The organism is Brucella pituitosa (assembly GCF_965577835.1).
Classification (GTDB): Bacteria; Pseudomonadota; Alphaproteobacteria; order Rhizobiales; family Rhizobiaceae; genus Brucella; species Brucella pituitosa.
The window spans coordinates 376994-403137 of sequence record NZ_OZ264094.1; the positions used below are offsets into that span (position 1 = coordinate 376994).

A 26144-nucleotide genomic window follows, 5' to 3' on the forward strand; every position below is an offset into this window, starting at 1 on the left:
GAAACTGCACTTTGGTGTAGGTCATACAGACTATAGAATTGATCGCGGGTCGTGGAACCATTGGTAAGAACCGATCGGAATCTGGTTCTGAAACTGTTTTATTGTGAAGTTTCGGATGCATTCTCCTGGTATCCCGTCGCCTTTTGTGGACACATTATCCCTTGTACAGACTGTTCGTCTTTTTGGGGGTGGGGTGATTAGATCTTCGAAGCAGGGAGGAATTGGTGCCTGCTGTGAACTCACGACTGTCTGGAAAAAGGGATATCAGGCGGCGCAGCTCAGCAGGCCACACAGTCTGCTTCTCAAAGAAATACTATAGTGGTCATAGCCAAAACGCATAATGCGGGAGCGCGAGCCCCCGCATTATGCGAGATAGTGCTAACCGGCAACAATCAACCCTTGATGAATGTCAGAAGGTCGGGATTGATAACATCCGCATGTGTCGTCAGCATGCCGTGAGGATAGCCCTCATAGATCTTAAGTATGCTGCCCTTAATGAGCTTGTGCTGGAGCAGCGCCGCGTCCTTGTAAGGGACAATCTGGTCGTCGCTGCCCTGTGTGACGAGCGTAGGAACTTTGATGTCCTTGAGATCCTGCGTCTGATCGGTTTCGGAGAATGCTTTAATGCCATCATAATGCGGTTTAGCGCCGCCCATCATACCCTGGCGCCACCAGTTATCGATCACTCCCTGAGAAATTTTTGCATCAGGCCGGTTGAAACCATAAAACGGACCGGAAGCAACGTCGCGGTAAAACTGCGCACGATTGGCGGCAAGTGCGTCGCGATAGCCATTGAACACCTCAATCGGGGTGCCATCCGGGTTTGCAGCAGTCTTAAGCATCAAAGGTGGGACTGAACTGACCAGAATTGCCTTAGAGACGCGGCCTTGTGGCTGTCCATATCGGGCGACATATCGTGCAACTTCGCCGCCGCCAGTGGAATGACCAATGTGGATCGCATTTCGCAGATCGAGATGCTCAACAACGGCAGAAGCGTCAGCGGCGTAATGGTCCATGTCGTGTCCGTCGCTCACCTGGGATGATCGTCCATGTCCACGCCGGTCATGTGCAACCACACGGTATCCCTTATTCAGGAAATAAAGCATCTGCGTGTCCCAGTCATCAGCCGAAAGTGGCCAGCCGTGATGGAAAACAATCACCTGGGCATCACGTGGACCCCAATCCTTAAAGAAAATTTCGACGCCATCTTTAGTCGTGATGAATTCTTCGGCCATGATACTTGCTCCTTGGGGGATGTTGGTTGTGGTTTTACGCTCTGTCGCTAAAGCGGGCACTGCAGCGACTAAGGTTAGGCCTGCACCGGCAATCAATGCCTGACGACGGTTGAGGGAAGGATTGAACTCTTTTGTCATAACGGGCTCCATCGCAAACACTGCATCGGCTTAAGACCGTGCCTGTAGACGAGAGAATAACGGGAGACGTCTTCCGGAGATTGGATGATCTGGCTCTATTTTGACAAACGATCATAAACTTCACGCGATATCAGCCGAGCTTATGTGAAAGGCCAGAGTGTCAGAAAAGCTGACGTTGTCTGGCGTCACCGTATGTCTGAAGAATTGAAGATAAATGTCCTAGAAATCCATATTTTGTATGTGCGGATTGCAATCACTTGCCGCTTTATCGCTCTTTATTGACTCTTCACCTGCGCGCAATGGTTAGTTGTTGATCCGAAAGGTACTTTAGGTGGGTGAGATGAGCGACGCGCAAAAATGGTCGAGCGGTGGCGGATTGATATCTGTTGCGCGCTCAGGTTTCAACGTTTCGACGTTACTCGCCGTGGTCGTTGAATTTGGCCGGGCGCATGAAGCTTTTCTGTTTAGAGATTATGATAGCGGTCTGGTCGTGCAGGGTTACGCAGCAGCCGACCATGCCAATAAAGCAAGTTGTCGACCTGATCCTGATGTTGGATGCAATCTCGCTATGATCAGCATTGTGAGCGAGGTATTGCGATCTGACAAAACTTACCAGGGAACTGGTGAAACAGGCGATGCCAACATTCTCTGCGTGCCGGTCACGGTGAAGCGGGCAGAGAAAGCTGCGTTGTACATCCGCTCACAAGGATCGGTACATTTAATATCTGATGGGGATAAAAGAGCCTTTGAACTGTTTGGCATTACCCTTGGCACGGTCATCGATCTCGATTGCTACAACTCAGAAGAGCAAATAATAGTCGGTTGTGATGGGAACGGGACCGTTCCCGATGAAACGGTATCGGTGGTCAATCCAGGATATATCGATCCATCCGACCTGGCCGAAGTTGCAAAATCGATAGCAATAGAGATTAACAACTCACTCACCGCCATTGTTGCGCATACAAGCGCTGCTTTAAGATGGATAAATAAAGGCGCGCCCGAAATTCACCGGGCGAAACTGTCCCTTGACCGAATAGCGGCTGCAGCCTTTTCAGCCGGGGGCATCATTTCTGTTTACAAATCGGCCGGGAAAGGGAAACTTCCTGAAGCGGGTTTGGTGGATATCAGGAAGGCTGTCGTTCGCGCGCTGGATGAGTTGGAACATGAATTTCTTGAATTTGATATTACCAGCGACTGTGGCCTTTTAGGTGAAGAGTTCGTGTTCGCTGAGCCAAAGCAACTCCACCAGGCACTCGTCAATATCATTAGCGCTGCTCTCGACAGCCTGAAAGGTTCAGGCACGCAAAGAAAGCTAAGAATACTCGGAGAGCACCACCATCATGAATTTGTGGTCAAAATCTCAGACGACGCGCGTCCATCGGCGCGCAACCGTGACGGTGCAGGACCAGATACCGCTAATTACACGAGCAGGGAAATAAAACTGGCGATTGCGAATACATTGGCCCATGTGCAGGGAGGCGGTCTCGCTTTATCCGGTTTTGAGGAAAGCGAAAAAGCAATAAAACTCAGTCTCCCTAACACGAAGAGGCAACGATATTTGCATTTTATGTGAAAAGCAGCTGCGAGGCGTTAGGGCTCTAACAAAGACGGCCCCGACTATTTAACCGTCCGGATTGACAAGCTAAGATATTCACCAGCCTGTAACATATCATTCTTATTGAGATTGGAGTTCGACGGAGACCCGACAGTGGCGAAAAGCAGTTCAGCAGACAACAGTGAGATGGATTATCTCGTATCCCGACCGGTCCCGGAGCTATCCGTTTCGGCACTCAGTGGGAATCTGTTCTCAGCATCGAGGCTCACGAGAAGCACGGAAGGTCACGGTTTGACGGGTGAGCATGTTCAGGAAGATGCTTTTCTTCTGTCCATGCAGCTTCGTGATTACAAAGGGGCCTTATGGGTAGATGGTTCAGATTTAGATTTTCGGGGAGGCGCCGCCGGAAGTTTTACCGTCTATGACTACTCGCGGGTGTGGTCTGCGGACTTACAATCCAGCTTTGATTGCGTCAATTTTCATATATCACGGCGCGCTTTAATCACACTTGAGGAAGAGATCGGACCCCAGAAGTTCCGTGATTTCAATATCGCCCCTGGTGTAAACACGAATGATCCCGTCGTCACCGGTATCGTAAGCTCGATGCTTCCATTCTTCGATGGACGCCATCAGGCCAGTCAGCTCATGCTGGACTATGTTGGTGCAGGTCTGATCGTTCATCTGTTGTCGACCTATGGGAACGCGCAGCAGTCGGCAGCGTTCAAACGCGGCGGCTTGACTCATCGACAGCTTAAACGTGCAAAAGATTTATTGGCCGCGAATATTACGGGTGAAGTTTCACTGTCAGAAATTGCAGGAGAATGTGGCCTTTCGCTTTCCTATTTTTCCCGGGCATTCAAAGTTTCAACCGGGCAATCACCTTATAAATGGTTGATGGATCACAGAATTGAAATTGCCACGGACCTGCTTAAAAATTCATCTCTGCCCATCGGAGAGATCGCCGCGCATTGCGGTTTCTCAGATCAGGCGCATTTTACGCGCACGTTTGGGACTTTAAAGGGTGTACCTCCCCTGTCCTGGCGAAAATCGGAACAAAAGTGCTGGTCCATTCCCCTGAAAATGAAGGTGTAGCAATCCGTCACCATGCCTGGTTGAACACGTAGCTCTCACTCCAGGCCAAAGGCCGCGAATTATATGTTTCAAACGCATTATCCTCATTCGCAGAACCTTGCTAATGCCTGCATTTGAGAGTTTTTGCGCACGTTTGGCCGGTTCTTGATGAGAGCAATATTCGTATAAAATACAATCTAAAGCGCCGTTGCACCCAGTCTGCGACCATAAGCGACGACCGTTTTGCCTACTGGCAAACGTTCCGCTTCGTAGCGAGCAAGCGCTGACGACAGTTTGAGTTCGGTATGCAGGCATTCACGCAGGGAAAGCGCATCACCTGCCGCCTTCGCAACACCCATGGCTGTATGTGGCCTCGCGACAAAGGCCGCATCACCGATCAGTGCAACGCATTCGCCCGCTATATGCTGAGCTTCGTAATCGAATATTCCCTGAATGGAAGGCAAAGGTTCAGCACTGACTGCATATGCGAAAGGCGGCGGCAGCATCGCGAGAGCATCCTGATGGAGTCTGCTTCGACGCTCAACAGACATTTCTCCGCGTGGGAGCGAAAATTCAAAGCTTCGATTGTCCTGACCAGTCAATTCCGCCTGAAGGCTGGTCGTATCCACGGGTCGGAACCAGACCCAGTTATAGCGGCGTTTGCCCGGCTGAACTTCGCCGTGCGATCCCGGAACAAGATAGCCAAGCACATGTATGCCGCGCGTAGTGTAGAAAGCAAAACGATCAATAAGTACGGACGCCTCTTTCGGAAGGACGTTTTCAGCGATAAGTCCACGCCAAGCTGTGTAGCCCGCATACTGGTTCTCTGCCCGTTCGTTCAATGCTGACCGCACAACCGAACCAAGCCCGTCCGCCCCAATCACAAGATCAGCATGTTCAGCTTCGCCATTTTCAAAGGTTATGACTGCACCGCTTTTGCTTGCAGTGACCTTGTGAACGCGGTGGCCGAGAATATAATCGTCAGTGGAAAACTGAGAGGCCACCGTCGAATAAAGCACATCCCAGGAAATCTGAGTTTGTGGCATATTCATGCGATCAGCAATGCTGCCGTCGCGGTTGAAGTAGATACGCTCTTCGGCGATGACTCCGATACGTGCCAACCGTTCAAATCCCAGCACACGCAGAATATGAAACACTTCAGCCTGCGCCACCAGTCCCGCTCCACGTCCGGCCAGTCCAGATGAAGAGCGCTCATAGATTCTTACGTCGTGGCCGTCGCGCTTGAGCAGGATGCCTGCAAACAATCCGGCAAGCGAACCTCCCACAATCCTTATTTTGAGTTTGCGCATGACACACTCCTCTCAATGTTGGGCAGCAATCGAGCTGCGAACACGAAAAGCGACGAACTGAATAGCCAGCGCTATGATGGCGAGCAAACCGCCCAGCAGGCTCACATCAAGCCAGCCGCCATGCTTCCATGCAAGCGTTGAGAGTGCAGCGCCCGCCGCACCACCGAGGAACATAGCCGTCATGAAGATGGTATTGAGGCGGCTCCTTGCTTCCGGATCAAGTGCATAGATAATGTGCTGATTGGAAACGAGAGCGCTCTGGATACCGAAATCGAGCACGATCACACCGATGACCAGCGCGATAAGCGACGACCAGAGACCGAAAATCACCCACGAAATCAGCGTGAGGATCGCTCCCATAAGCACGACAAAGTGCGGACCTTTGCGGTCGGCAATCCGGCCTGCAAATGGTGCTGCAAAAACACCAACTGCACCCACAATACCGAAGAGACCGGCAACATCTGCGCCCAAGCCAAATTCAGGCGTTTGCAGGTAAAGCGCGAGAATGGTCCAGAAAGCCGTGAAGGCTGCAAAAAGGGCTGCCTGCGTCAGTGCTGCAATGCGTAGCGCGCTGTGCGTTTTCCAAATTTTAGCCAGCGAACGGATCGCTGTGTGATAACGCATATGCGATGTTGAACGATGGTTCGGCAGCGCGAAAAACATCAGCAAACCGGCAAAGAGCGCCAGCGGCACACCGATCCAGAACATTTCGCGCCAGCCAGCATGCTCACCGACAAAGCCGGAAAGCGTACGGCTGAACAGAATGCCCGAAAGGACGCCTGCCATTACCGTGCCGATGGTTGCACCGCGCTTTTCAGGCACGGCAAGCGAGGCCGCAAAAGGCACGATCTGCTGTGCGACTGTCGAGCTTGCACCCACGATGAGCGATGCAATCACCAGAGCCAGCGCCGATGGTGCGATAGCGGCAATAGCAAGCGCGACTGCCAGAATGATGAACTGGCCGATGATCAGCTTGCGCCGGTGAACGATATCCCCCAGCGGAAGCAGGAAGAACAAACCAGCGGCATAGCCAAGCTGCGTTGCTGTCGGGATGAAGCCCGTCATCGGATCATTTGGAAAATCTGCTTCGATGATCCCGAGCATCGGCTGATTGTAATAGATATTTGCAACCGCCACGCCGCTGGCTACTGCCATTGCAAACAGAGCTCCTGTGCCGATACCGGCGCCGGCTTGCGCGGCTTGCGTTGAAGATTGGTTGTTATGGTCCATTTTTCTGCCCTCTTGTGGCTGGTCCCGAAGAAAGTGGAAGGCGCTTTCCGGCGGAACGACGCGTGAAAAACTTGGATAGGACGGCTATCAAAGGCACCTTGAAGCCATGGCCGCCCTATCGCGATCGGTGTCTGACTATCTAGCTTTTTATCTATTTTCGTTTTAGTGATCTTGAAAGATCTGCCGGTATAACGAAAAACGATATAATGAATACGGATGACGTTGTTGTATTTCTGGCGGCAGTGAATGCCGGAAGCCTGGCTGAAGCGGCCCGGAGGCTTGGTCTCCAGCCGATGGTTGCCACACGCCGTCTCGCTGCTCTTGAAACAATGCTCGGTGTCCGGCTGCTACATCGCACGACACGTTCGCTTTCGCTGACGCCTGAAGGTGAAACCTTCATGCCTTTTGCGCGCGCGATGATCGAAAATGAAACCGAAGCCAAAGCGCTGTTGCGGGCAGAAGCCAGAGGTGCGGCAGGTCTTTTGCGTGTTTCGGTTCCCGTCGCCTTTGGTCTTCGCTATGTCACGCCGCTTGTGCCGCAACTGCTTGAGCTGAATCCCGAACTGCGTATCGCGCTTGATCTCACGGATCACTTGCCCGATCTGGTTGCGACCGGCACGGATCTCGCGATCCGCATTGCCCGGCTGCGCGACAGCAGCCTGATTGCGCAGAAGCTCAGCGACAATCCTCGTTGCATCGTCGCAAGCCCGGACTATCTGGCCAGACGCGGCATACCGCACGCGACTGATCAGATTGCAGAGCATGACTGCCTGCCGCTCGGCTCTGCAACACACTGGACTTTCTCGACGCCCGAAGGCGAAAAGCACATTCGTCTTAACGCCCGCTTTTCCGCCAACACGATGGAGGGCTGTTATGCCACCTGCCTTGCGAGCGGTGGGCTTGCCCTTCTATCGACCTGGTATGTCAGTGACGATGTGAAAGCGGGGCGTCTGGTCAGGCTTGATTTCGGTGAAGCAAGACCTGAAACACTCAATATCTGGGCAGTCTATCCGACCACCAGACTGGTCTTGCCGAAGGTCCGTGTTTTCATTGCCGCATTGAGGGAGGCGATTGCGGCATCGGCTGAAAACTTTCACGCGTGAAACGTCAGTAGATTTCCGCGACTGCGAGATTTGAAGCAATATTCGCCCTAACATTCGGACGGGTCTGATAACGGCGCCATGCGCTTGGTGTCGTACCGGTGATACGGCGGAACACACGCGACAAGTGAGCCTGATCGGAAAGGCCGCAATCAAGCGCGATTTCGCAAAGAGGCGTGTTGCTATTGAGCATCTTGTCCTTGGCAAACTCTACGCGACGCTGAATGATGTAGTTATGTGGTGAAACGCCAAAGCTGTTCTTGAAGGCTGCCGAGAAATAGCTAGTGCTGAGCTTCACCAGACGGGCCATGTCATCAATCAAAATTGTATAGGAAATGTGCTCATCAATATAGCGGCGCACGCGCTTGACTTGCCATGATGCCAGCCCGCCAACAACGATCCGGTCGGCCACATCATTGCCGTCGACCATGCGTGTGCCGAGCAGGCTTGAAGCCTGGTTGACCAGATCAATCGCAATTGTCTCATCTTCCTCGAGAAGCTTTACGGCATTTAGCAACAAGGCCGAGACCTTGATCGATGTCTCGCTTGCGAACTTGTCGAGGGGAAGGCGTGGCTGCTTTTGGTCAACTGGTGCTGTAAAGTGTGACATCATCGATCTCCCGTAAAGTCGTTGAACTGCGTTGGATATGGGAGGATTTTGGGATGATGCGGCGTTGTGCGAAACCGTACTATGAGTGCAAAACCATACACCTGAGTTTTTGCTACTCTATACTTGGGTATAGGGTGCGCGGGTTTGAGCTTCACCTCGTGCACAAACGAAAAAGGGGCCAACGGCCCCTTTCTTTTGTGTGACTGATCCTGCGATCAGCCATTGGTACCGCGCAGCGTTTCAAACAGGAACCAAACGCGGCGTTCGCCTTCGTCGATCCAGTTTTCGAGCAGGCTTGCGGTTGCCACATCGCCATATTCGTCGCAAAGCTCGTGCAGCACGCGCATACTTTCAACAAGCGCCTTGTTGTCCTCGCGCAGCTCGGCGAGCATTTCATGCGGATGCACAAACTCCGCATCATTATCGAGAATGCGCTGGTGGCGCGAAATATCGCCGATAGAGCGCAGCGTGTTGCCACCAAGCTTGCGGGCGCGTTCTGCCAGATCGTCGGTGATCGCAAAAATCTGATCGCCCTGTTCGTCCAGCAGCAGATGATAATCGCGGAAATGCGCGCCAGACATATGCCAATGGAAATTCTTGGTCTTGAGATAAATCGCAAACACATCTGCGAGCAGGGCAGTGATGCCACCGGAAATCTCCTTCACGGCTTCTTCCGAAAAACCGCTTGGTGTCTTGAGAGAGGCAGAGCGACGGGATTTTACATTGTCGGTCATGATGATGGTCCTTTCGTTCGTAAACGCGTGTTGTCGGTTTGAGAGCAGGGGGATTCTGGGACGCGCTTTGAGGCAGGCTTTGATAAAGGGTGTCGAAATTCACTGCAGCTTAGCCAGTCAACTGGCAGGTCGATAGGTTCGGGCAGCATATCCAATCCGTCGCGCACAGGGAGATTAAAGAGGTTATCGGTTTTGGTCATACCCCTGTGCCTTTTTTGTATCTTATGGCGAAATACTACCTGCTCGCTTGTTCAAGTTCTTGGATGTTTCAAGCGCTTTTGCATGAAGCGGAAGAGATCGGAACGTTTTGTTCTGGCATAACGACTCGTCAATGGCGCTTTTCAGAAGCATCTTTATTCGGTTTGATCAGATGCCTCACAACCGGCGGAGTATCCCCCAGATGGAACTTGTTCAGGGTCTTTTGATCAAGCTGATCTGAATGGGTGATGCGGGCATGCTGGCGCTGGTGTTCGATCCAGCTTTCAACGATGAAGGCTTCAACCACACGCCCGGGCACAGCCACGTCTTCCCACACATCCCAGCGAATAGCGCCATCCCGGTAACGAACTGCACTGAACTTGCGCAGTGCCGTGGTGAATTCTGTAATACGCGTTGGTTCGATCTTATATTCGATTTCGATCAGAACCGGACCGCGATCACCTTCAGGACGAACAGCAACAACAGGTTCTGCCCAATGGTTTGAAGGGGCGAGATCTGTGGTCGAGTCTTTTGGCAGTTGCCAGATACGAGCCAGCACCAGAGAGATGACCAAAGCAATGGCTGCAACGACGAGGGCGGTTGTGACATTGAAGCGCGATGCAAGCGTACCCCAGATGATGCTGCCGCCGGTCATGGCACCCTGAAAAACCAGAAGGTAAACAGCGAGAGCACGTGCCTTGACCCAGCCGGGTGCAGCCATCTGTGCTGCAACATTGAGCGAGGTCAGCATGCCGATCCAGGCAAGGCCAGCAAGGAACATGACGGCGCCACCGATCCATGCATTGGGTACGAGTGCCAGTGTGAGGGTTGCAAAGGCGAATAGCAGCGTTGCCCAGATGGAAATGGTGTTTGCAGCAACGTTTTTGCGGAGTTTTTTCAGAATGAGCGCGCCAAGTACGGCACCCGCACCCATACAGCCAAGAAGAGCGCCATAGCCAGCAGCATCAAGACCGAGTTCACGACGGCCAACCAGCGGAAGCATCGCCCAAAGAGCACTGCCGAACAGGAAGAAACCAGCCGAACGGATCAGAACAAGACGCATCGCAGCCGAGTGACGTGCATAGCGGTAGCCTGCACGCAGCGCGCCGAAGAAATGTTCAGCAGGCAGAGCCGATTGGGTCGGTGTACGCTTCCAAAAGAAAACAACGATCAAAACAGCGATAACGGAGACTGCATTCAGCGCGAAGACGGCTGGAATGCCAGCCAGTGCAACAATCACGCCGCCAAGTGCCGGGCCGATAGCACGGGAAATATTGACGCCAAGGCTGTTGAGTGCAACCGCATCAGGCAGTGCCTGCTTGTCGACGAGTTCCGGCACGATAGCCTGAAAGACAGGGGCGCTAAGGGCCGCCGATATACCGAGTACGAAGGTCACACCAAGAAGCACCCAGGGTGTGGTGAGACCGGCTAGGGTCAGCAGTGCAAGTGTTGCAGCGCCGACGAGGCCCAGAACCTGTGCACCCAGAAGAAGTTTGCGGCGGTCAACGATGTCGGCCATGGCACCGGCAGGAAGTGCCAGCAGGAACATCGGCATGGTGGTTGCGGCCTGTACGAGCGCCACAAACATAGGGCTTGGCGAGAGCGAAGTCATCAGCCATGCGGAGCCAACATCGTTCATCCATGTGCCGATATTGGAGATGATGGTTGCGATCCAGAGCGCTCTGAAAACGGGGAAGCTCAATGGGCCGGCGGAGCCGGAAGTGGCATCCTGTTTGGGGGGAGTGGCGGCGGTCATCTTGTTTCCTTTTTCAGAATTCAGATGGTTTGAATGGGGGATGGATTTGGAAAAAGCACTTCGGCTTTAAATATCACGCACGGCCGTTCTGATGATTGTACAGAAATACCGGCCTGAAGTGGCCCGGCTTTTGTGCCGGGCCATATCTCAATTAAAGCGCTGGCTTTGGCGCGAGGCGTGGGCCATTATGCTGGCTGCGTGATTTTGCGCCATGCACCATGGTGTAAGCGTAATCGACGCCCATGCCGTAAGCACCCGAATGTTCTCGCACGATGTTCATAACAGCATCATAGGTTTCGCGGTGTGCCCAGTCGCGTTGCCATTCAAGCAGCACCTGCTGCCAGGTGACAGGGATAACGCCAGCCTGAACCATGCGATCCATTGCATAATTATGGGCTTCCAGCGAGGTTCCACCCGATGCATCGGCGACCATGTAGATTTCGTAATCCGTGTCGTTGAGGGCTGAAAGAGCGAAAGTGGTGTTACAAACTTCGGTCCAGAGGCCCGAAACGATGATCTTCTTGCGGCCTTCAGCAGCACGTTTTGCAAGAGCTTCGCGGACTTTCAGATCGTCCCAAGAGTTCATCGAAGTGCGTTCGAGAAGCGGTGAATCCGGGAAAACATCAAGCAGTTCCGGATAGGTCTGGCCGGAGAAGCTGTCGGTTTCAACCGTGGTGATGACGGTTGGAATGTTGAAAACCCTGGCGGCCTTTGCCAGTCCGACAGTATTATTCTTCAAAACCTGACGGTCGATTGACTGCACGCCGAAAGCCATCTGTGGCTGATGATCGATGAAGATGATCTGGCTGTTCGATGGGGTGAGAACTTCGAGCTTGTTGGACATGATTATCTCCGTTTGGTTTTGAGTTTGGTCTGTGGTGGTGATCGCTTGCCTCTTGCCCTGCGATCTTGTTGAACCCAAATTAGCCGGATCGATAATTGATAACAATTGCAACAATAATTGTGACTATATTACGTATTATGTAATAATGAAAAGAACGCTGTGTTGGGGCGGAAACGAAAAAAGCCCGGCGAGCTTGCTCACCGGGGCGTGGTTCGGTTTCGTCCGCTCACTGCGAGATAATTTTATCAGGCAGCGCGCAGAAAGTTTTCAAGGCTCTCCAATTCGACGGGACTGATTTCATGCCCGCCGGGTGCAATCAGGGATTTGACGTCTGCACCCTGTGCTTTGAACCATTCAATCAGGCTCTTTGAGAGCTTGATTGGCGAGATCGGATCGACTTCGCCAGCCGTGATGAGAACCCGTTTGCCGGAGAGTGCGGGCTGCGGTTCCGGTGTCCATGGGATCAGCGGATGCATGAGTGCTGCACGGTCGAACAGGTTTGGGTCGCCAAACAGCATGGATGCCAGAATGTTGGCTCCGTTCGAATAACCGAGCGCATAGATTTCACGACCCGGATGCTGCTCACGAACCTCGCTGATAAAGCCCAGCATCTTCTCCGTGCGCAGGTGAAGGTCATCCATGTCATAGACGCCTTCGCCTGTACGGCGGAAGAAGCGATTGGCACCGAATTCCGATACATCGCCGCGTGGCGCGACAATACCTGCATCGGGCAGTATCTGGTCGATCAGGCCGGTGAACTGGTGCTCATTGCCGCCTGTGCCGTGAAACGCGATGACGACCGGCGAACCGGCAACACCTTCGCGCCGGAAGCTGAGATATTCATTTTTTGTCATGATAATCCTCCAAAGGAGGGTGCCTCCGGCAAAGCCGGAGGCATCCAGTTATTTATCAGTCAAAGGCTCAAGATTGGCTTCGATGCGATCACGATAGGCCTCATAGCGGCTTGGCAGCTTGAGTGCTTCGCCCAGATGCGCCGTGTCTTCATCGCGGTCAAAGCCGGGTTCGTTGGTGGCAATTTCAAACAGCACGCCGCCCGGGGTGCGGAAGTAGATCGCCCAGAAGTAATCACGGTCGATCACCGGTGTGACATGATAGCCTGTGTCCATCAGCGCCTTGCGCACTTCAAGCTGTGCAGCCCGGTCCGGTACGGCAAAGGCGATGTGGTGGACAGAACCTGCGCCCTGACGTGCAGCCTGTGCCGAAGGAAGGGCTTCGAGATCAACCGTATCGGCACCATTGCCATTTGGAATGATGAAGCGGCTGATATTGCCTTGGGTTTCAGCGCGTTCATAACCCATGAACCTGAGCAGTTCGGCACTGGCGTCAATGTCGTGAAGCCGCATGCGTGCGCCGCTGAAGCCGCGGATAGCGACATCTTCGGAAACGCCCGCACTGATCCATGGCGCACGCTTGTCGTCGTCAATCTCAACGAGTGCAAAGCCATCGCCATCCGGCCCCTGGAAACGCAGACGTTCAGCGCCAAACACGCGGTCAGCTTCAAGGCCGGTTACGCCTTTTGCGACCAGACGGTCTTTCCAGAAGCCAAGTGAATCCTTTGGCACAGCGAATTCGGTTTCGCCGACTTCGCCAACGCCCGGACGACCGCGCACGATGTTCGGGAACGGGAAGTAGGTCATGACCGAGCCGGGGGTACCGACTTCATCACCATAATAGAGGTGATAAACACTTGGTTCGTCAAAGTTCACCGTCTTCTTCACGCGACGCAGGCCGAGTGTATCGGTAAAGAAGCTGTTGTTCTGGCGTGCATCAGCCGCCATCGACGTGACGTGATGAAGGCCTCTGATCTGGTTCAGCATGATGTTTGCCTTTCTGCGGCATGACCGCTCCATAATCTTGTTGAAGCCAATCTAATGGGATTGATTGTTGATAACAATTGATGCAAATATTGCGATTATATTACAACGAATGCAATAATCGGATGAACGAACTTAAAGCACTGAAAACCTTTCTTCTGGCTGCCGAGAAGCGCAACTTTGCGCAGGTCTCGCGCGAGATGGATATGACACCGGCTTCCGTCACCCGCACAATCGCTGCACTTGAGGAGGAATTGGGCGTACAGCTTTTTGTTCGCACCACGCGGCAAGTTTCACTGACGAGCGACGGCGCGGTCTTTGCGGCGCGTATTGAACCGGCGGTCAATGCACTGGAAGCTGCGCGGCTGGAACTGATGAATGTGCATAAGGCAGATCAGGGGCGCTTGCGGATCAATGCGCCGATGTCGCTTGGTCAGCAGGTGTTGCCGCAGATACTGTCAGCGTTCCGCGAGCTTTATCCAAAAATTGAGGTCGAGCTTTCGCTGACCGACCAGATGCTCGATATTGTCGAGCAGGATTTCGATCTGGCGATCCGCATTTCAGGCGCACCATCGGATAAATTCACCATCTGGCGCAAGATTATTGAGATCAAGCGCATTCTGGTCGCAGCGCCCGGTACACCATATGTTGATGTAACGCATCCGAGCGAGCTGACATCGGATGGATGTCTGGGCTATAGTTCGGAAAGCCGCCGGGAAAACTGGGTTTTGTCAGATGGAAGTTCGACGGTCAATGTATCTGCGGGGCGTATGATCAGCGCCAATAATGGTGAAGTGCTGGCCAATATGGCGGCTGGTGGGGCAGGGGCTGCGATGCTGCCGGCCTTTATTGTGGCTGAGCATCTGCGCACCGGGCGTCTCGTGCAGATTCTGCCGGAATGGTCGCCGCCGCAGCTCTGGCTTACTCTTTATTATCCGCCATTCCAGAAACTGCCGCCGCGTATTGCAGCCTTCTCAGACTTCTTCGAGCGCGAAATCAAGGCAATCGTTACGCGCATGATATAATGTCCGTTGAGGCGGCAATAAAAACAACAAAAGGCGGAGCCTCATGGGCTTCGCCTTTTTGTGTCGTCTTACCGGCTGGTGCCGATATTAGTTCTGGAAGCTCGAAGGCGATGCATCACCGAAGCGATGAGCCGAACCATCCTGGAACGAAGACTGGCCAATGGAAGCGGTTGCAGTGTTATCAACCTGCTGGGCTGCAACGGGTGTGCGGTCATTCGCATAAAGATCGGCAGGGGTGCCAACATTTGGGTTTTCAGCAAAAGCAGCACCGGCGCTAAGAGCAACGGCTACGGCAGCAAGAGCAAACTTTTTCATTTTTCTATTCCTTTTTAACCGCCCTTTGGATGGCATCAGTGCTTCCGGGGCACCGGAGTGGCATCAATGCCATCCACCGGGGAGATAACTGGGATTGCCTTTCGGATTGATCCGTCAGGCGGGATTGTTCAATAATTTAGTCTTAGTTCTGGAAGCTCGAAGGCGACGCGTCTCCAAAGCGATGAGCAGAACCATCCTGATAGGTCTTCTGCCCAATCGAAGCGGTCGCAGTGTTATCAACCTGCTGGGCAGCAACTGGAGTGCGGTCATTTGCATAAAGATCAGCAGGGGTGCCAACATTTGGGTTTTCAGCAAAAGCTGCGCCGGCGCTCAGAACAACAGCAACAGTAGCAAGAACAAACTTTTTCATCTTCTATCTCCTTGGTTTGTGTGAAGCGGCGATGTGTTCGTCGTTTCGATGACCAAGAGATAGGCCTTTCCATCGACAGCGCCTAGCCACCGTTTGGTTCACAAATTGTATCTAAAAGAGTAGACAATAAGCCCTTTAAATGGACGGAATGTCCAAGAAAACACGGTTTATTCAAGTATATGTGAACAGTGTGGGGCGGAAAAATGACAGAACAAGATATGTCTTGATGGGACGCTTAAGTCCTGTAAAAGTCAGAAATTTACAATAAAACCATGTTCCTGCGTGCTATTTGTTCAGGACTTGAAGTGGGCTTTCAGGTAGGAATGTTGGCAATTCTGCGTTGAGCTGGAGTGTGAACTCCAACAACCAAACAAATATAGGTGAGTGGCGGTGTCGGCTGGGGGAGTTTTGAAATCGCATTTTAATAATGATTGTATTGGTTCACGTTTCGGTGTTCTGGATGCTCCGGCTCTGACGACCGTTCCTTTGAAATCAGCGCAGTTCACGGTCACGAAGCTGCATAGAAAGCTTGGTCACGATGAAACGCCGAAGATCGATATCCCGGCCAGCGACGCCTATTTCCTGATGCTTTATCTCGCGGATACCGTTCACGGTGACGTTGAGAATGGCGAGTGCTTTCTTGCGCCAAAGCTTTACCCGCAGAACACAGTCTGCCTGATCGACATCAAGCAGGGCGCTTCAATTATTCTTCATAGCAATCTGCATGCTCTGGCCTTCGTGCTGCCGCGCGCATTGTTCGCCGAAACATCCGCGCTGACCGCTTCCGATGGATCCAGAGATCTGCGATGTCGACGTGGCGAGGCCGATGAGGTGATTGCCAATCTGGGAACAGCCCTTCTGCCGCTGTTTGATTATGCCAATACATTTCATCCTGCATTGCTACAGCACATAGCGACGGCACTTTGCGCGCATCTTCTGCATGAGGGAGCCAAGCCGGAGCTTGCAGCGATCACGGCAAAGTCCGGCCTTTCAATCTGGCAGGAAACAGGGGCTAAGAAGTTCATGTCGGAAAACTATGGCGAAGACATTTCTGTGACCGAGATCGCAGCTTCCATCGGTGTGCCAGTTGGTGAATTCAGCATTCGTTTTCGCAACAGCACAGGCATTGGGCCGGAGGCCTGGTTAATGGCAGTCAGACTCGAACACGCTAAGCTTCTGCTGAAAGATCGTTCGCTGACAATTAAGCAGGTCGCAAGCCGCTGTGGCTTTTCAAGCGAGAGCGCATTGGCAAGCAGGTTTGTCGACACCACAGGCGTATCGCCCGGCCTGTGGCGAAAATCGGTTTATCACTGATGGTGTCCAGTTTCGATGAAGGCCATTCCGGCAAAGGTAAGAGTGACACAATGGATTGCGCGGAGCAGACAACACCCGGCATCACCAAATCGCTGATGCAAATGTCGGCGATGACTGTCATGCGCCGCCATTTTCCGGGCGAGGCGATGCCGCTCGAAGATGTTTTGTCCAATGAGGAAGCCTTCAGTATCACCACCCAGCTTACAGACCTTCGACTGCAGAAGCTCTGGTGCGGTGGAAGTCTGGTCTATGAAGGCGCGCGAAACGAGGGTTCGCTGGCAATTGCAGAACTCAGCCAGGAGTGGAAAAGGCACCAGCTTTCTCCTTTCGACGATATAGAGTTCCGGATTCCGTTCGCTGATATTCGTGCTTTTGCAGAGGAAGCCGGACGTCCGGAATTCAGGACGCTGCAGAATGTTCATTGCGCGACTGACAACGTTGTCCTCGGTCTGGCGCGGGCCTTGCTGCCATTTCTGGCCCGACCGGATCTGGCGAGTACGGTGTTTCTTGAACAGATCGAACTCGCCATTATGGTTCATCTCACACAGACGTATGGCGGACTTTACTTTCCCCATGAGCGCAAGGGCACGCTTTCTCTGAAGCAGGAACGCCGTGCGACCGAGTTTCTCGCGGCACATCTCGATGCCGATTTTTCCATTTCAGATGTGGCAGATGCCTGCGGCCTGTCGCGCAGTCATTTCATGCGGGCTTTCAAGGAAACTTTTGGCAAGACGCCTTATCGCTGGCTGATTGAATATCGGATCGCGCAGGCGAGCGACATGCTGATTGCGGGTCCATCGATTGCCGAAATTGCTTTGGCCTGTGGCTTTGCAGACCAAAGCCACTTCACGCGGGTCTTTTCCGAGATCGTCGGCGAAGCGCCTGGCATGTGGCGCCGGCGTTATCGCAAAGCGTAACGTCTCAGCTTATGAATTGATGCTTTTACGCCATTGGCCGGGTGCTGCACCAATGGCCCTTGAGAAAACGCGGGTAAAGTGGCTTTGATCGACAAAGCCGCAATCGACAGCAATTTCACTCAAGCTCATCCGCGTGGTGCGCAGCAGGTTCGTGGCTTTCTCTACCTTGCGCTTGAGCAGCCATTTGTGCGGTGGCATGCCCGTGCTGATTTTGAACGCACGGGTAAAATAAGACGGAGATAATCCGCAGAATTGGGCAATGACGGCAATAGGGATGTCGCCATCGAGTTTTGAATCCATGATTGCCATTGCGCGCTTGAGCTGCCATGGCGCGAGCCCGCCAGTCGGGGCCGGAGCGCGCAGTTCGGCAGTGCCGTAAGTCGCAGCCATGTGCATGGCAAGCGCCAGCCCGACATGATCGACGAACAGGCGGCTTGCCTGCGCGGGATTTTCCAATGCGGGCAAAAGTGCTTCTGTCAGGCCGCGAATAGTATTGTCGGCAATGTCGGCACCCGGCAGAACATTGAAGTTTTCTACCTTGCGCGAACCGAAGTCTTCTTCCAGCGTAACAAGTGCGCTGCGCGGAAGATAGAAATTCACGCAATCGAAGGCCGACTTCAGGTCTGCCTGCCAGATGCGGTTATAATCATAGAGCGTGAAGTTGCCTTTATGGCTTGCAGGGAAATCCACCTTCTTGCCGTCTACCCAGAGATCACCGTGATAATCCTTGAGCTGTACCGACAGCATGAAGGCATCTTCAGTGACATGCTGATCGACAAAGCCGAAATTCGGTGCGCTGCGTGTAATCCGCGTAGCCGTCACCATCCCCTGGTTGAGCACGCTTGAATAAACCGTCGTATCCTCCTTCGGGCGTATATATTCCATATACTGATTGCTCGCCGAAGTGTGTCGCGACATGTGAGGTTTCCTCTGGTGGGTTAAGTGGACCATAGCAGTCTTGTACAAAGCACGCGATAAAAACATCCAATTTTTGCGACTGGATGACAAGAAGGGTAGCAGCCCGGCAAGCCATAATGGGCGCGTGAATACCAAGAGCTTTAACGCGCGTCTTTTTGAGGATGCGCTTCATGCCGAGGAAAGATATGGCCCTGACTGCAACCGCTACACCGGGATCGAAACTGCTGACACCGTCTGATCACACGCTGATCATGATCGATTTTCAGTCGCAGATGTCCTTTGCAACCAAGAATATCGACGCTGTAAACCTGCGCAATAATGCGGCGCTGGTCGCAAATGGTGCCAAGGGCTTTGGCGTTTCGACCATTCTGACAACGGTTGCGGAAAAGAGCTTCTCCGGCCCAATGTTCAACGAAATCACCGATGCCTTCCCCGGTCAGGTGCTGTTCGACCGTACCTCCATGAATACATGGGAAGACGAATCCGTCATCGATGAAATCAACCGCATCGGCAAGAAGCGCATTGTTCTCAGCGGTCTTTGGACGAGCGTTTGCATTGTCGGTCCTGCTTTGTCGGCAATTGATCAGGGCTTTGAAGTCTGCGTAATTTCCGATGCCTGCGGTGACGTTTCCGATGAGGCGCATAATCGCGCCATGGACCGTATGGTGCAGGCAGGCGCACAGCCGATGACATCGCTGCAATATCTGCTTGAACTCCAGCGCGACTGGGCGCGTACGCAGACTTACGAGTTGACAACAGGAATCGCCAAGAAGTTCGGTGGTTCTTATGGTCTGGGTATCATCTACGCCAAGACCATGTTCAACGCCTCCGAAGGCCACTGATCAAATATAGCCAACTGGAGGTGCGCCTGTGAAAATCTATCTTCTATCACTCTTTGCCGGCATTCTGGTTGGGGTCATCTATAGCTTGCTCAATGTTCGTTCGCCGGCGCCACCGATGGTGGCGCTGATCGGACTGTTAGGCATTCTGGCTGGCGAGCAGATCATTCCTTTTGCAAAGTCCCTTATAGCTAAAGAACCTGCGGTCATTTCATGGCTGCATCAGGTCAAACCCCATGTATTCGGCCATATGCCATCCGGGCATTCACTCGCAGAACGTAAGGGTGCGAAGCAAAACGGTGATGTGTAATTTGCTTATCAAACGTGTGAGAAAATGGGTAAAGCATGTCGCGGAAAAGTGGGAACCGGTTTTCTGATAACGACATGCGTTAAAACAAGAAGATAGAGCAAGCGCAGCGGGTAATATTAAGTGCGACACGCTCTGGATTTTCCGGACAAGCCTGCCTGCCCGAAACAATTTCATTGAGCGATTCCTGCGATTAATTCAGCGTAGGCCACAGAAGGTACGATTTCATGACCGCAGATATCATTCTTTATAACGGTAAATTCACGACACTTGACCGCACAAATCCCGCAGCTTCGGCTGTTGCAATCAAGGACGGCATTTTTACCGCGGTCGGTGCGGATGAAGAAGTGCTTGGCCATGCAGGTTCTACGACCCGCAAGATCGATCTGAAAGGTCGTCGTGCATTGCCGGGTCTTATCGACAACCACACCCACGTTGTGCGTGGTGGTCTCAACTTCAATATGGAATTGCGCTGGGATGGGGTGCGCTCGCTGGCCGATGCCATGGACATGCTCAAGCGGCAGGTAGCGGTAACGCCCGCGCCGCAATGGGTACGCGTTGTTGGTGGCTTTACCGAACATCAATTTGCCGAAAAGCGTCTTCCAACCATTGAAGAAATCAATGCGATTGCGCCAGATACGCCGGTCTTTTTGCTCCATCTTTATGATCGCGCACTTCTCAATGGTGCAGCGCTCCGTGCTGTTGGCTATGACAAGAACACGCCAAACCCTCCGGGTGGCGAAATCCTGCGCGATGCCAATGGCAACCCAACCGGCCTGTTGCTTGCGAAGCCCAATGCAGGCATCCTCTATTCGACGCTCGCCAAAGGTCCAAAGCTGCCGTTGGAATATCAGGTCAATTCGACCCGCCATTTCATGCGCGAATTGAACCGTCTTGGCGTGACCGGCGTGATTGATGCGGGTGGCGGGTTTCAGAATTATCCGGATGACTATGAAGTTATTCAGCAATTGTCGGACGAAGGTCAGATGACTGTGCGTCTGGCCTATAATCTCTTCACGCAGAAGCCGAAGGAAGAGAAGGAAGACTTCCTCAACTGGACGGCTTCGGTGAAATACAAGCAAGGCAACGACTATTTCCGTCACAATGGCGCAGGTGAAATGCTTGTGTTTTCTGCCGCCGATTTTGAGGATTTTCGTCAGCCGCGCCCGGATATGGGGCCGGAAATGGAAGGCGAGCTGGAAGATGTCGTCAGAATTCTGGCTGAAAATCGCTGGCCATGGCGGATGCACGCAACTTATGACGAAACCATCAGCCGTTCGCTTGATGTGTTTGAGAAGGTCAATAAGGACATTCCACTTGAAGGTCTGAACTGGTTTTTTGACCATGCCGAGACCATCTCGGACCGCTCGATTGATCGTATTGCAGCACTTGGCGGTGGTATCGCCGTGCAGCACCGCATGGCCTATCAGGGCGAATACTTCGTCGAGCAATATGGTCATGCAGCTGCAGAAGTAACGCCACCGATTGGCAAGATGCTCTCGAAAGGCGTGCATGTCTCGGCAGGTACGGATGCGACGCGCGTTGCGTCCTATAATCCGTGGGTTTCGCTTTCATGGATGATCACCGGCAAGACGGTTGGCGGTATGCAGCTTTATCCGCGCCGCAATTGTCTCGATCGTGAAACGGCGCTGAGGATGTGGACGGAAAAGGTCACATGGTTTTCCAATGAAGAAGGCAAGAAGGGCCGCATTGAGAAAGGCCAGTTTGCTGATCTGGTGGTGCCGGACAAAGACTTCTTCAATTGCAGCGAAGACGAGATTTCATTCCTGACGTCGGATCTGACCATGGTTGGCGGCAAGGTTGTCTATGGTGCAAACGCCTTCAAGGATCTGGATGAAAACCCAATTCCGCCTGCAATGCCTGACTGGTCGCCGGTGCGTAAATTTGGGGGCTATGCGGCATGGGGCGAGCCGGAAGGTGCGGGCAAAAACAGCCTTCGTCGCACTGCAATATCCACATGCGGCTGCTCGAGCAACTGCGGTGTTCATGGGCATGATCATGCGGCAGCATGGGGTTCTCAGCTACCAATCGGCGATCTCAAGGGCTTCTTTGGAGCACTTGGCTGCGCCTGCTGGGCTGTCTGATTGAAAATGAAAACCAGTTCAGGCGCCATAACCAGCGCCTGAATTGTCTGCAGCCGCATGACGGTGCTGCTTATCAAATCCTGGAACATAGATAACAATCTGAACGCTTTCGTCTTTGCAGCATGCGCGCACGGAATACGGACAATCACGCGCATATAATTACATTTTAGGAAACAGTATCGCAATTATTATTGCAATTGTTTGTGCCGGTGCATTGGCGCAATATCCAACCATCGAACAACATAACCAGGCAGAAAGGCGGCGACGGAACGTGTGAAGACAACAACTTCCAGCGTCCGCAAACTTAGAATGAAAAGCACTTCCACAGTCATCAACCGTCGCGACATTCTGCTTACAGGCGCAGCACTTGCTGCAACGATTTCACTGCCAGCCGGTTTTGCTCTCGCAGAAACAACTCAGACCAACACCACCAACATCTCATCCGAAGGAGAAAACACCATGGGCTTTATCACCACAAAAGACGGCACCGAAATCTTTTACAAGGATTTGGGCTCGAAGGATGCACAGCCAATCATGTTCCATCATGGCTGGCCACTGAGCTCGGACGACTGGGACGCCCAGATGTTGTTCTTCCTTTCGAAAGGCTATCGCGTTATCGCCCATGACCGCCGTGGTCACGGCCGTTCGGCTCAGGTTTCCGAAGGTCATGATATGGACCATTACGCTTCTGACGCCTTTGCGGTTGTCGAAGCACTTGATCTCAAGAATGTCGTGCATATTGGCCATTCGACCGGCGGTGGCGAAGTCGCCCGCTATGTCGCCAAGCATGGTGAACCGGCAGGTCGCGTTGCCAAGGCAGTTCTGGTTTCCGCAGTTCCTCCGCTGATGCTGAAGACTGCATCCAACCCGGAAGGCCTGCCTATGGAAGTGTTTGACGGCTTCCGTTCGGCGCTGGCAGCAAACCGCGCCCAGTTCTTCCGCGATGTTCCTGCTGGCCCGTTCTATGGTTTCAACCGTGACGGTGTGAATGTGCAGGAAGGCGTAATCCAGAATTGGTGGCGTCAGGGCATGATGGGCGGCGCAAAGGCACATTATGAAGGCATCAAGGCTTTCTCTGAAACCGACCAGACCGAAGACCTCAAGGCGATCAGCGTGCCAACACTGGTCCTGCATGGCGAAGACGACCAGATCGTGCCAATTGCTGATGCGGCACTCAAAGCGATCAAGCTTCTCAAGAACGGCACACTCAAGACCTATCCGGGCTTCTCGCACGGTATGCTGACAGTCAATGCCGATGTTCTGAACGCTGATCTTCTGGCTTTCATTCAGGCTTGAATGTTGAAATGATTAAAGATGTGGCAGGGAGACTTGCCGCATCTTTTTAAGTTTTTCGCGACAGGTTTTGATTGCTGGTCAACGGGCAGGGGACGGATGGGATGAATGCGGGTGTGGAACGCGGCGAATTTGTAAGTCTGATTGCGCCGATACTGGAGCCAATGGCATCCGCGCTCGAGTTTTTCGGTGTCGCCGTCATCATTATCGGCGTGGCCGTTGCAACGCTTATCTATCTCAAGGATGTGTTCGTTGTGTCGGGCGAGAACGCCTATACGCGTTACCGGGCAAATCTCGGTCGCGGCATTCTGCTTGGCCTTGAAATCCTGATCGGTGCCGACATTATTGCCACTATCATTTCACCGCTCACATGGGAAAGCGTTGGCTTGCTGGGCCTTATCGTTCTGATCAGAACCTTCCTCAGCTTTTCTCTGGAAGCGGAAATCGATGGCGAATGGCCATGGAAGCGCCGTCGCCGCGAAAGCAGTGCCGATTAACCTGCACTAATGTATAGCGGTAGCAGACCTTCCGCTGGTTATGTCGTCTTTCGACGAGGCCTAATCTCCGTGACATGCATCCGTTTTAACAGTCCGGAGAAACATCATGTCCGACGCCTATCCCGCGAAGATTTTACCTGCGGGCACACCAGCCCCCGACTTTAGCCTGCCTGCCACGCCCGATCAGATGGTTTCGCTCAGCGATTTGCGTGGATCTCCGGTCATTCTGGCGTTTTATCCTGCCGACTGGAGCCCGGTCTGCGGTGATCAGATGGGCCTCTATAATGAAATCCTGCCTGAATTTCATCATGACGGTGCTCAGCTTCTGGGTATCTCGGTAGATGGCGTGTGGTGCCACGCGGCTTTTGCAGCCGACCGGCATCTTCATTTCACCCTGCTCGCTGACTTTGAACCCAAGGGAGAAGTCGCAAAACACTATGGCGTTTATCGCGAAAAAGAAGGCATCGCCGATCGTGCGCTTTTCGTGATCGACGGCGCAGGTGTGATCCGCTGGAGCTATATTTCTCCGCTCGGTATCAATCCCGGCGCTGACGGCATTCTCACAGCGCTCAGCAACCTTAAATCCTGAAATCGAAAGGAAACTGCATCATGCCTCGTCTTACAATTCCGTTGGGTGTTTCCGATCACAGAACAGGTCCGGATTCCGCTCCTCTCAGCCTTGTCGAATATGGCGATTACGAATGCCCCTATTGTGGAGAAGCCTATCCGGTGCTCAAAACGGTTCAGCAGGCGTTGGGCCGGGAGCTGAATTTTGCCTTCCGCAATTTTCCGCTCACCGAAATGCATCCTCATGCCTTCCGTGCTGCCGAATTTGCGGAAATGGCCGCGAGCGTCGGTAAATTCTGGCAGGCGCATGATATGCTCTATGAAAACCAGAATGCACTGAGAGATGAAGATTTACTGCGGTATGGCAAGGCGCTCGGTATCGATGACAAAGTCATTGAAAAGGCCTTTGACGGCAGTTTCGACCAGAAAATCAGGATCGATTTTTCTGGCGGCATCCATAGTGGTGTGAACGGTACGCCGACTTTGTTCATTAATGGCGTTCGCTATGACGGCCCGCGCGATGTGAAAAGCCTTGTCACTATTCTGCGCGAAATCGACAGAGAGGTCGCTGGACGCAGTTAGCATCAACAGCCCCAAGCCCGTGCTTCTTAAAGTTCATCAATTTTAGCTCTTTACGGAGCGGGCTTGGCCCCATCTTTACGAGGCTTTGTCGCAAATATTTCAGCAGGTAAAAACCGGTCTTATCTCTGGACGCAATTATGCTGCGAGCTCTGCAAAGATCTTGAATGACGAACGGTTGTCATTCGCGAATTGGTTTTTGTGGATCATATGCGCCACTTCAATACCCGCAATGGTAGCTGAAGCTGAATGAAATGCTTTGAAGCCCAACATGTGCCTGGTGATCCGCTTGATGAGCTGATGGTCCTTCTCAGGGATATTGCTCAGATTTTTGACTTGCAGGATTTCAACCACTTTGCCCGTACCGGTGATTTTCAAGATGTTATTGATAGCCTGTGCGCCCGCCAGGTAGGCTCCACTTTTATCAATGACGATTTTGTCCGGGAAACCGTTGCTCGCGATAGCTTTCTTAAAGAAACGCCTCGCGGCCGCGAGATTTCGGCGTTCGGAGAGCATAAATTCCAGGGTTTGCCTGTCACGATCCACAGCCCAATACAGATAGGTCCATTTCCCCTGGACCTTTAAATAAGCCTCGTCGACCCGCCAGGAGTCAAGCGTTGGCCGCTTATGTTTCGGTGCCTGATCTGCAATCTGAGGAGAGTATCGAACAACCCACCGGTTCAAAGTGGTATGGTCTACATCAACGTTTCGTTCAGCCGTAATTTCCTGAATGTCGCGATAAGAGCCCGTATAACGAACGTAAAAGACTACAGCAACAGCATAAAGGATGGCACTTTGGGAAAATGCATTCCTTTGGAATCTATTGCCATTCCTCTGCACCTCACGCCATTATCTGTAATGACCGACAAATAACGTAGAAACAGTAAAATCTTTGCAACACAACCATTTTATCTTTACCGGCAGGTCAGTCTAAGAACCATCCTGCTTCGCTTTCTGACGCTCATTTAGCAGAAGCCTGAGCCGGGCATTTTCCGCTTCCAGCTCTTCCAGTTCTTCGTCTGTCACCGGCCCGTCTTCAGTCTTTGGGCCCGGCTTTCTCGCGCGGGGTTGTTTTTGCGGTGATTTGAGAGCCGGAGGCGAGGCGAGGATTTCATCTGTTCCCTCCTTCCTCTCGGGCTCCACAACAACTGGCGCTTCCTGAGGGGCCTGCGGTTCTTCAACGGGCGATAACATCTCGGGGGAATCTGCCAGCTCAACCCGCCCTGTTGTCTTATCATTCCCTTCATCGGGATCTTTTGTCGTAACTTTGGTCGACAGTCTCGTGGGCAATATATGATCAAGCTGCTCGGGGCTTTCGCTGGCCGCAGGACCAGCATCTGGCATTTCGTCCGGTAGGGCCGATTTTTTCCGCGACCGCCAGTTCTTCAACCCGGCAACGAGACGCTCCCCCAGTGACTTCATCGTGATCGGCCTCCTATTGTCAGCACCGCAACGGTGTGACGAGATGCTGTCAGCTTAATC

26 protein-coding genes and 1 pseudogene are annotated in these 26144 nt (G+C 52.9%); 13 read left to right on the forward strand and 14 right to left on the reverse strand.

Translation table 11 applies throughout. The features are described from left to right. Window positions 1–392: 392 nt before the first annotated feature. Window positions 393–1373 carry an alpha/beta fold hydrolase gene (locus tag ACSME1_RS21035; RefSeq protein WP_435655742.1) on the reverse strand — a complete coding sequence of 327 codons (981 nt, stop codon included), beginning with the start codon at window positions 1371–1373 and terminating at the stop codon, window positions 393–395. 340 nt (window positions 1374–1713) lie between these two features. On the opposite strand from ACSME1_RS21035, the gene ACSME1_RS21040 reads away from it, so the two are divergent. Continuing rightward, on the forward strand, window positions 1714–2946 hold the full coding sequence (locus ACSME1_RS21040; RefSeq protein ID WP_435655743.1) for a hypothetical protein: 1233 nt from the start codon (window positions 1714–1716) through the stop codon (window positions 2944–2946). Window positions 2947–3081: 135 nt separating this feature from the next. Beyond that, the gene (locus tag ACSME1_RS21045) at window positions 3082–4020 is read left to right on the forward strand and encodes a helix-turn-helix domain-containing protein (RefSeq protein ID WP_435655744.1); all 939 of its coding nucleotides are present in this window, start codon (window positions 3082–3084) and stop codon (window positions 4018–4020) included. Between the two features lie 176 nt (window positions 4021–4196). Here the strand turns inward: ACSME1_RS21045 and ACSME1_RS21050 are convergent, their stop codons facing one another. Next, a complete protein-coding gene (locus tag ACSME1_RS21050; protein WP_435655745.1) occupies window positions 4197–5309 on the reverse strand; it encodes an FAD binding domain-containing protein in 1113 nt (370 codons plus the stop codon). Window positions 5310–5321: 12 nt separating this feature from the next. Further along, a complete protein-coding gene (locus ACSME1_RS21055) occupies window positions 5322–6539 on the reverse strand; it encodes an MFS transporter (RefSeq protein WP_105708529.1) in 1218 nt (405 codons plus the stop codon). 206 nt (window positions 6540–6745) lie between these two features. Between ACSME1_RS21055 and ACSME1_RS21060 the strand changes: the two genes are divergently transcribed. Further along, window positions 6746–7642, forward strand: coding sequence for a LysR family transcriptional regulator (locus ACSME1_RS21060; protein WP_435655746.1), 897 nt, complete (start codon window positions 6746–6748; stop codon window positions 7640–7642). A 4-nt stretch (window positions 7643–7646) separates the two neighbouring features. Here ACSME1_RS21060 and ACSME1_RS21065 read toward each other — a convergent pair whose 3' ends face one another. The 6 genes from ACSME1_RS21065 to ACSME1_RS21090 form a co-directional block, all read right to left on the reverse strand. Next, complete coding sequence (locus ACSME1_RS21065; RefSeq protein ID WP_435655747.1) at window positions 7647–8252, reverse strand: helix-turn-helix domain-containing protein; 606 nt, start codon at window positions 8250–8252, stop codon at window positions 7647–7649. Between the two features lie 212 nt (window positions 8253–8464). Continuing rightward, window positions 8465–8983 (reverse strand): Dps family protein, encoded by a 519-nt coding sequence (locus ACSME1_RS21070; RefSeq protein ID WP_105708535.1) that lies wholly within the window; start codon window positions 8981–8983, stop codon window positions 8465–8467. A gap of 328 nt (window positions 8984–9311) precedes the next feature. Next, a complete protein-coding gene (locus ACSME1_RS21075; protein ID WP_435655748.1) occupies window positions 9312–10937 on the reverse strand; it encodes an MFS transporter in 1626 nt (541 codons plus the stop codon). Window positions 10938–11088: 151 nt separating this feature from the next. Further along, a complete protein-coding gene (locus ACSME1_RS21080; RefSeq protein ID WP_435655749.1) occupies window positions 11089–11781 on the reverse strand; it encodes a hydrolase in 693 nt (230 codons plus the stop codon). Between the two features lie 245 nt (window positions 11782–12026). Then, window positions 12027–12635, reverse strand: coding sequence for an alpha/beta hydrolase (locus tag ACSME1_RS21085; protein WP_435655750.1), 609 nt, complete (start codon window positions 12633–12635; stop codon window positions 12027–12029). A gap of 48 nt (window positions 12636–12683) precedes the next feature. Then, window positions 12684–13619: a VOC family protein gene (locus ACSME1_RS21090; protein ID WP_435655623.1), complete on the reverse strand. Its 936-nt coding sequence runs from the start codon at window positions 13617–13619 to the stop codon at window positions 12684–12686. 122 nt (window positions 13620–13741) lie between these two features. Here ACSME1_RS21090 and ACSME1_RS21095 point away from each other — a divergent pair, with 122 nt between their 5' ends. Continuing rightward, window positions 13742–14641: a LysR substrate-binding domain-containing protein gene (locus ACSME1_RS21095; RefSeq protein ID WP_435655751.1), complete on the forward strand. Its 900-nt coding sequence runs from the start codon at window positions 13742–13744 to the stop codon at window positions 14639–14641. A gap of 87 nt (window positions 14642–14728) precedes the next feature. On the opposite strand, the gene ACSME1_RS21100 is transcribed toward ACSME1_RS21095, so the two are convergent. Both ACSME1_RS21100 and ACSME1_RS21105 read right to left on the reverse strand, forming a co-directional pair. Next, window positions 14729–14956, reverse strand: coding sequence for a hypothetical protein (locus ACSME1_RS21100; RefSeq protein ID WP_435655752.1), 228 nt, complete (start codon window positions 14954–14956; stop codon window positions 14729–14731). A 142-nt stretch (window positions 14957–15098) separates the two neighbouring features. Continuing rightward, complete coding sequence (locus tag ACSME1_RS21105) at window positions 15099–15326, reverse strand: hypothetical protein (protein WP_105708623.1); 228 nt, start codon at window positions 15324–15326, stop codon at window positions 15099–15101. Between the two features lie 408 nt (window positions 15327–15734). Here ACSME1_RS21105 and ACSME1_RS21110 point away from each other — a divergent pair, with 408 nt between their 5' ends. Both ACSME1_RS21110 and ACSME1_RS21115 read left to right on the forward strand, forming a co-directional pair. Beyond that, on the forward strand, window positions 15735–16640 hold the full coding sequence (locus tag ACSME1_RS21110; protein WP_435655753.1) for a helix-turn-helix domain-containing protein: 906 nt from the start codon (window positions 15735–15737) through the stop codon (window positions 16638–16640). Then, window positions 16640–17557 carry a helix-turn-helix domain-containing protein gene (locus tag ACSME1_RS21115; RefSeq protein ID WP_435655754.1) on the forward strand — a complete coding sequence of 306 codons (918 nt, stop codon included), beginning with the start codon at window positions 16640–16642 and terminating at the stop codon, window positions 17555–17557. Before ACSME1_RS21110 ends, ACSME1_RS21115 begins: the two co-directional genes overlap by 1 nt. Before the next feature lie 9 nt (window positions 17558–17566). On the opposite strand, the gene ACSME1_RS21120 is transcribed toward ACSME1_RS21115, so the two are convergent. Beyond that, window positions 17567–18475 carry a helix-turn-helix domain-containing protein gene (locus ACSME1_RS21120; RefSeq protein ID WP_435655755.1) on the reverse strand — a complete coding sequence of 303 codons (909 nt, stop codon included), beginning with the start codon at window positions 18473–18475 and terminating at the stop codon, window positions 17567–17569. Window positions 18476–18666: 191 nt separating this feature from the next. Here ACSME1_RS21120 and ACSME1_RS21125 point away from each other — a divergent pair, with 191 nt between their 5' ends. From ACSME1_RS21125 to ACSME1_RS21155, 7 genes are all read left to right on the forward strand, one after another. Beyond that, the gene (locus ACSME1_RS21125; protein WP_435655790.1) at window positions 18667–19317 is read left to right on the forward strand and encodes a hydrolase; all 651 of its coding nucleotides are present in this window, start codon (window positions 18667–18669) and stop codon (window positions 19315–19317) included. 28 nt (window positions 19318–19345) lie between these two features. Further along, window positions 19346–19624, forward strand: coding sequence for a XapX domain-containing protein (locus ACSME1_RS21130; RefSeq protein ID WP_435655756.1), 279 nt, complete (start codon window positions 19346–19348; stop codon window positions 19622–19624). Between the two features lie 224 nt (window positions 19625–19848). Further along, a complete protein-coding gene (locus tag ACSME1_RS21135) occupies window positions 19849–21726 on the forward strand; it encodes an amidohydrolase (protein WP_105708611.1) in 1878 nt (625 codons plus the stop codon). 459 nt (window positions 21727–22185) lie between these two features. After that, a complete protein-coding gene (locus tag ACSME1_RS21140) occupies window positions 22186–23022 on the forward strand; it encodes an alpha/beta fold hydrolase (protein ID WP_435655791.1) in 837 nt (278 codons plus the stop codon). Window positions 23023–23123: 101 nt separating this feature from the next. Next, window positions 23124–23516, forward strand: a complete 393-nt coding sequence (locus ACSME1_RS21145; protein WP_105708609.1) for a DUF1622 domain-containing protein — start codon at window positions 23124–23126, stop codon at window positions 23514–23516. Between the two features lie 106 nt (window positions 23517–23622). Beyond that, complete coding sequence (locus ACSME1_RS21150) at window positions 23623–24105, forward strand: redoxin domain-containing protein (protein WP_105708608.1); 483 nt, start codon at window positions 23623–23625, stop codon at window positions 24103–24105. Between the two features lie 20 nt (window positions 24106–24125). Next, window positions 24126–24665, forward strand: a complete 540-nt coding sequence (locus tag ACSME1_RS21155) for a DsbA family protein (RefSeq protein WP_105708606.1) — start codon at window positions 24126–24128, stop codon at window positions 24663–24665. 135 nt (window positions 24666–24800) lie between these two features. On the opposite strand, the pseudogene ACSME1_RS21160 reads toward ACSME1_RS21155, so the two are convergent. Together ACSME1_RS21160 and ACSME1_RS21165 are read right to left on the reverse strand one after the other, a co-directional pair. Then, window positions 24801–25492: pseudogene (locus ACSME1_RS21160) on the reverse strand (IS6 family transposase). Window positions 25493–25592: 100 nt separating this feature from the next. After that, entirely contained in the window at window positions 25593–26084 is a 492-nt protein-coding gene (locus ACSME1_RS21165; RefSeq protein ID WP_435655757.1) for a hypothetical protein, read from the reverse strand. Window positions 26085–26144 lie beyond the last annotated feature (60 nt).

Bases quoted from the DNA above. Each gene is read 5' to 3' on its own strand.
- ACSME1_RS21035 (WP_435655742.1), bottom strand. From the start codon at position 1,373: ATGACAAAAGAGTTCAATCCTTCCCTCAACCGTCGTCAGGCATTGATT.
- ACSME1_RS21040 (WP_435655743.1), top strand. From the start codon at position 1,714: ATGAGCGACGCGCAAAAATGGTCGAGCGGTGGCGGATTGATATCTGTT.
- ACSME1_RS21050 (WP_435655745.1), bottom strand. From the start codon at position 5,309: ATGCGCAAACTCAAAATAAGGATTGTGGGAGGTTCGCTTGCCGGATTG.
- ACSME1_RS21055 (WP_105708529.1), bottom strand. From the start codon at position 6,539: ATGGACCATAACAACCAATCTTCAACGCAAGCCGCGCAAGCCGGCGCC.
- ACSME1_RS21060 (WP_435655746.1), top strand. From the start codon at position 6,746: ATGAATACGGATGACGTTGTTGTATTTCTGGCGGCAGTGAATGCCGGA.
- ACSME1_RS21065 (WP_435655747.1), bottom strand. From the start codon at position 8,252: ATGATGTCACACTTTACAGCACCAGTTGACCAAAAGCAGCCACGCCTT.
- ACSME1_RS21070 (WP_105708535.1), bottom strand. From the start codon at position 8,983: ATGACCGACAATGTAAAATCCCGTCGCTCTGCCTCTCTCAAGACACCA.
- ACSME1_RS21075 (WP_435655748.1), bottom strand. From the start codon at position 10,937: ATGACCGCCGCCACTCCCCCCAAACAGGATGCCACTTCCGGCTCCGCC.
- ACSME1_RS21080 (WP_435655749.1), bottom strand. From the start codon at position 11,781: ATGTCCAACAAGCTCGAAGTTCTCACCCCATCGAACAGCCAGATCATC.
- ACSME1_RS21085 (WP_435655750.1), bottom strand. From the start codon at position 12,635: ATGACAAAAAATGAATATCTCAGCTTCCGGCGCGAAGGTGTTGCCGGT.
- ACSME1_RS21090 (WP_435655623.1), bottom strand. From the start codon at position 13,619: ATGCTGAACCAGATCAGAGGCCTTCATCACGTCACGTCGATGGCGGCT.
- ACSME1_RS21095 (WP_435655751.1), top strand. From the start codon at position 13,742: ATGAACGAACTTAAAGCACTGAAAACCTTTCTTCTGGCTGCCGAGAAG.
- ACSME1_RS21100 (WP_435655752.1), bottom strand. From the start codon at position 14,956: ATGAAAAAGTTTGCTCTTGCTGCCGTAGCCGTTGCTCTTAGCGCCGGT.
- ACSME1_RS21105 (WP_105708623.1), bottom strand. From the start codon at position 15,326: ATGAAAAAGTTTGTTCTTGCTACTGTTGCTGTTGTTCTGAGCGCCGGC.
- ACSME1_RS21115 (WP_435655754.1), top strand. From the start codon at position 16,640: ATGGTGTCCAGTTTCGATGAAGGCCATTCCGGCAAAGGTAAGAGTGAC.
- ACSME1_RS21120 (WP_435655755.1), bottom strand. From the start codon at position 18,475: ATGTCGCGACACACTTCGGCGAGCAATCAGTATATGGAATATATACGC.
- ACSME1_RS21135 (WP_105708611.1), top strand. From the start codon at position 19,849: ATGACCGCAGATATCATTCTTTATAACGGTAAATTCACGACACTTGAC.
- ACSME1_RS21140 (WP_435655791.1), top strand. From the start codon at position 22,186: ATGGGCTTTATCACCACAAAAGACGGCACCGAAATCTTTTACAAGGAT.
- ACSME1_RS21145 (WP_105708609.1), top strand. From the start codon at position 23,124: ATGAATGCGGGTGTGGAACGCGGCGAATTTGTAAGTCTGATTGCGCCG.
- ACSME1_RS21150 (WP_105708608.1), top strand. From the start codon at position 23,623: ATGTCCGACGCCTATCCCGCGAAGATTTTACCTGCGGGCACACCAGCC.
- ACSME1_RS21155 (WP_105708606.1), top strand. From the start codon at position 24,126: ATGCCTCGTCTTACAATTCCGTTGGGTGTTTCCGATCACAGAACAGGT.
- ACSME1_RS21165 (WP_435655757.1), bottom strand. From the start codon at position 26,084: ATGAAGTCACTGGGGGAGCGTCTCGTTGCCGGGTTGAAGAACTGGCGG.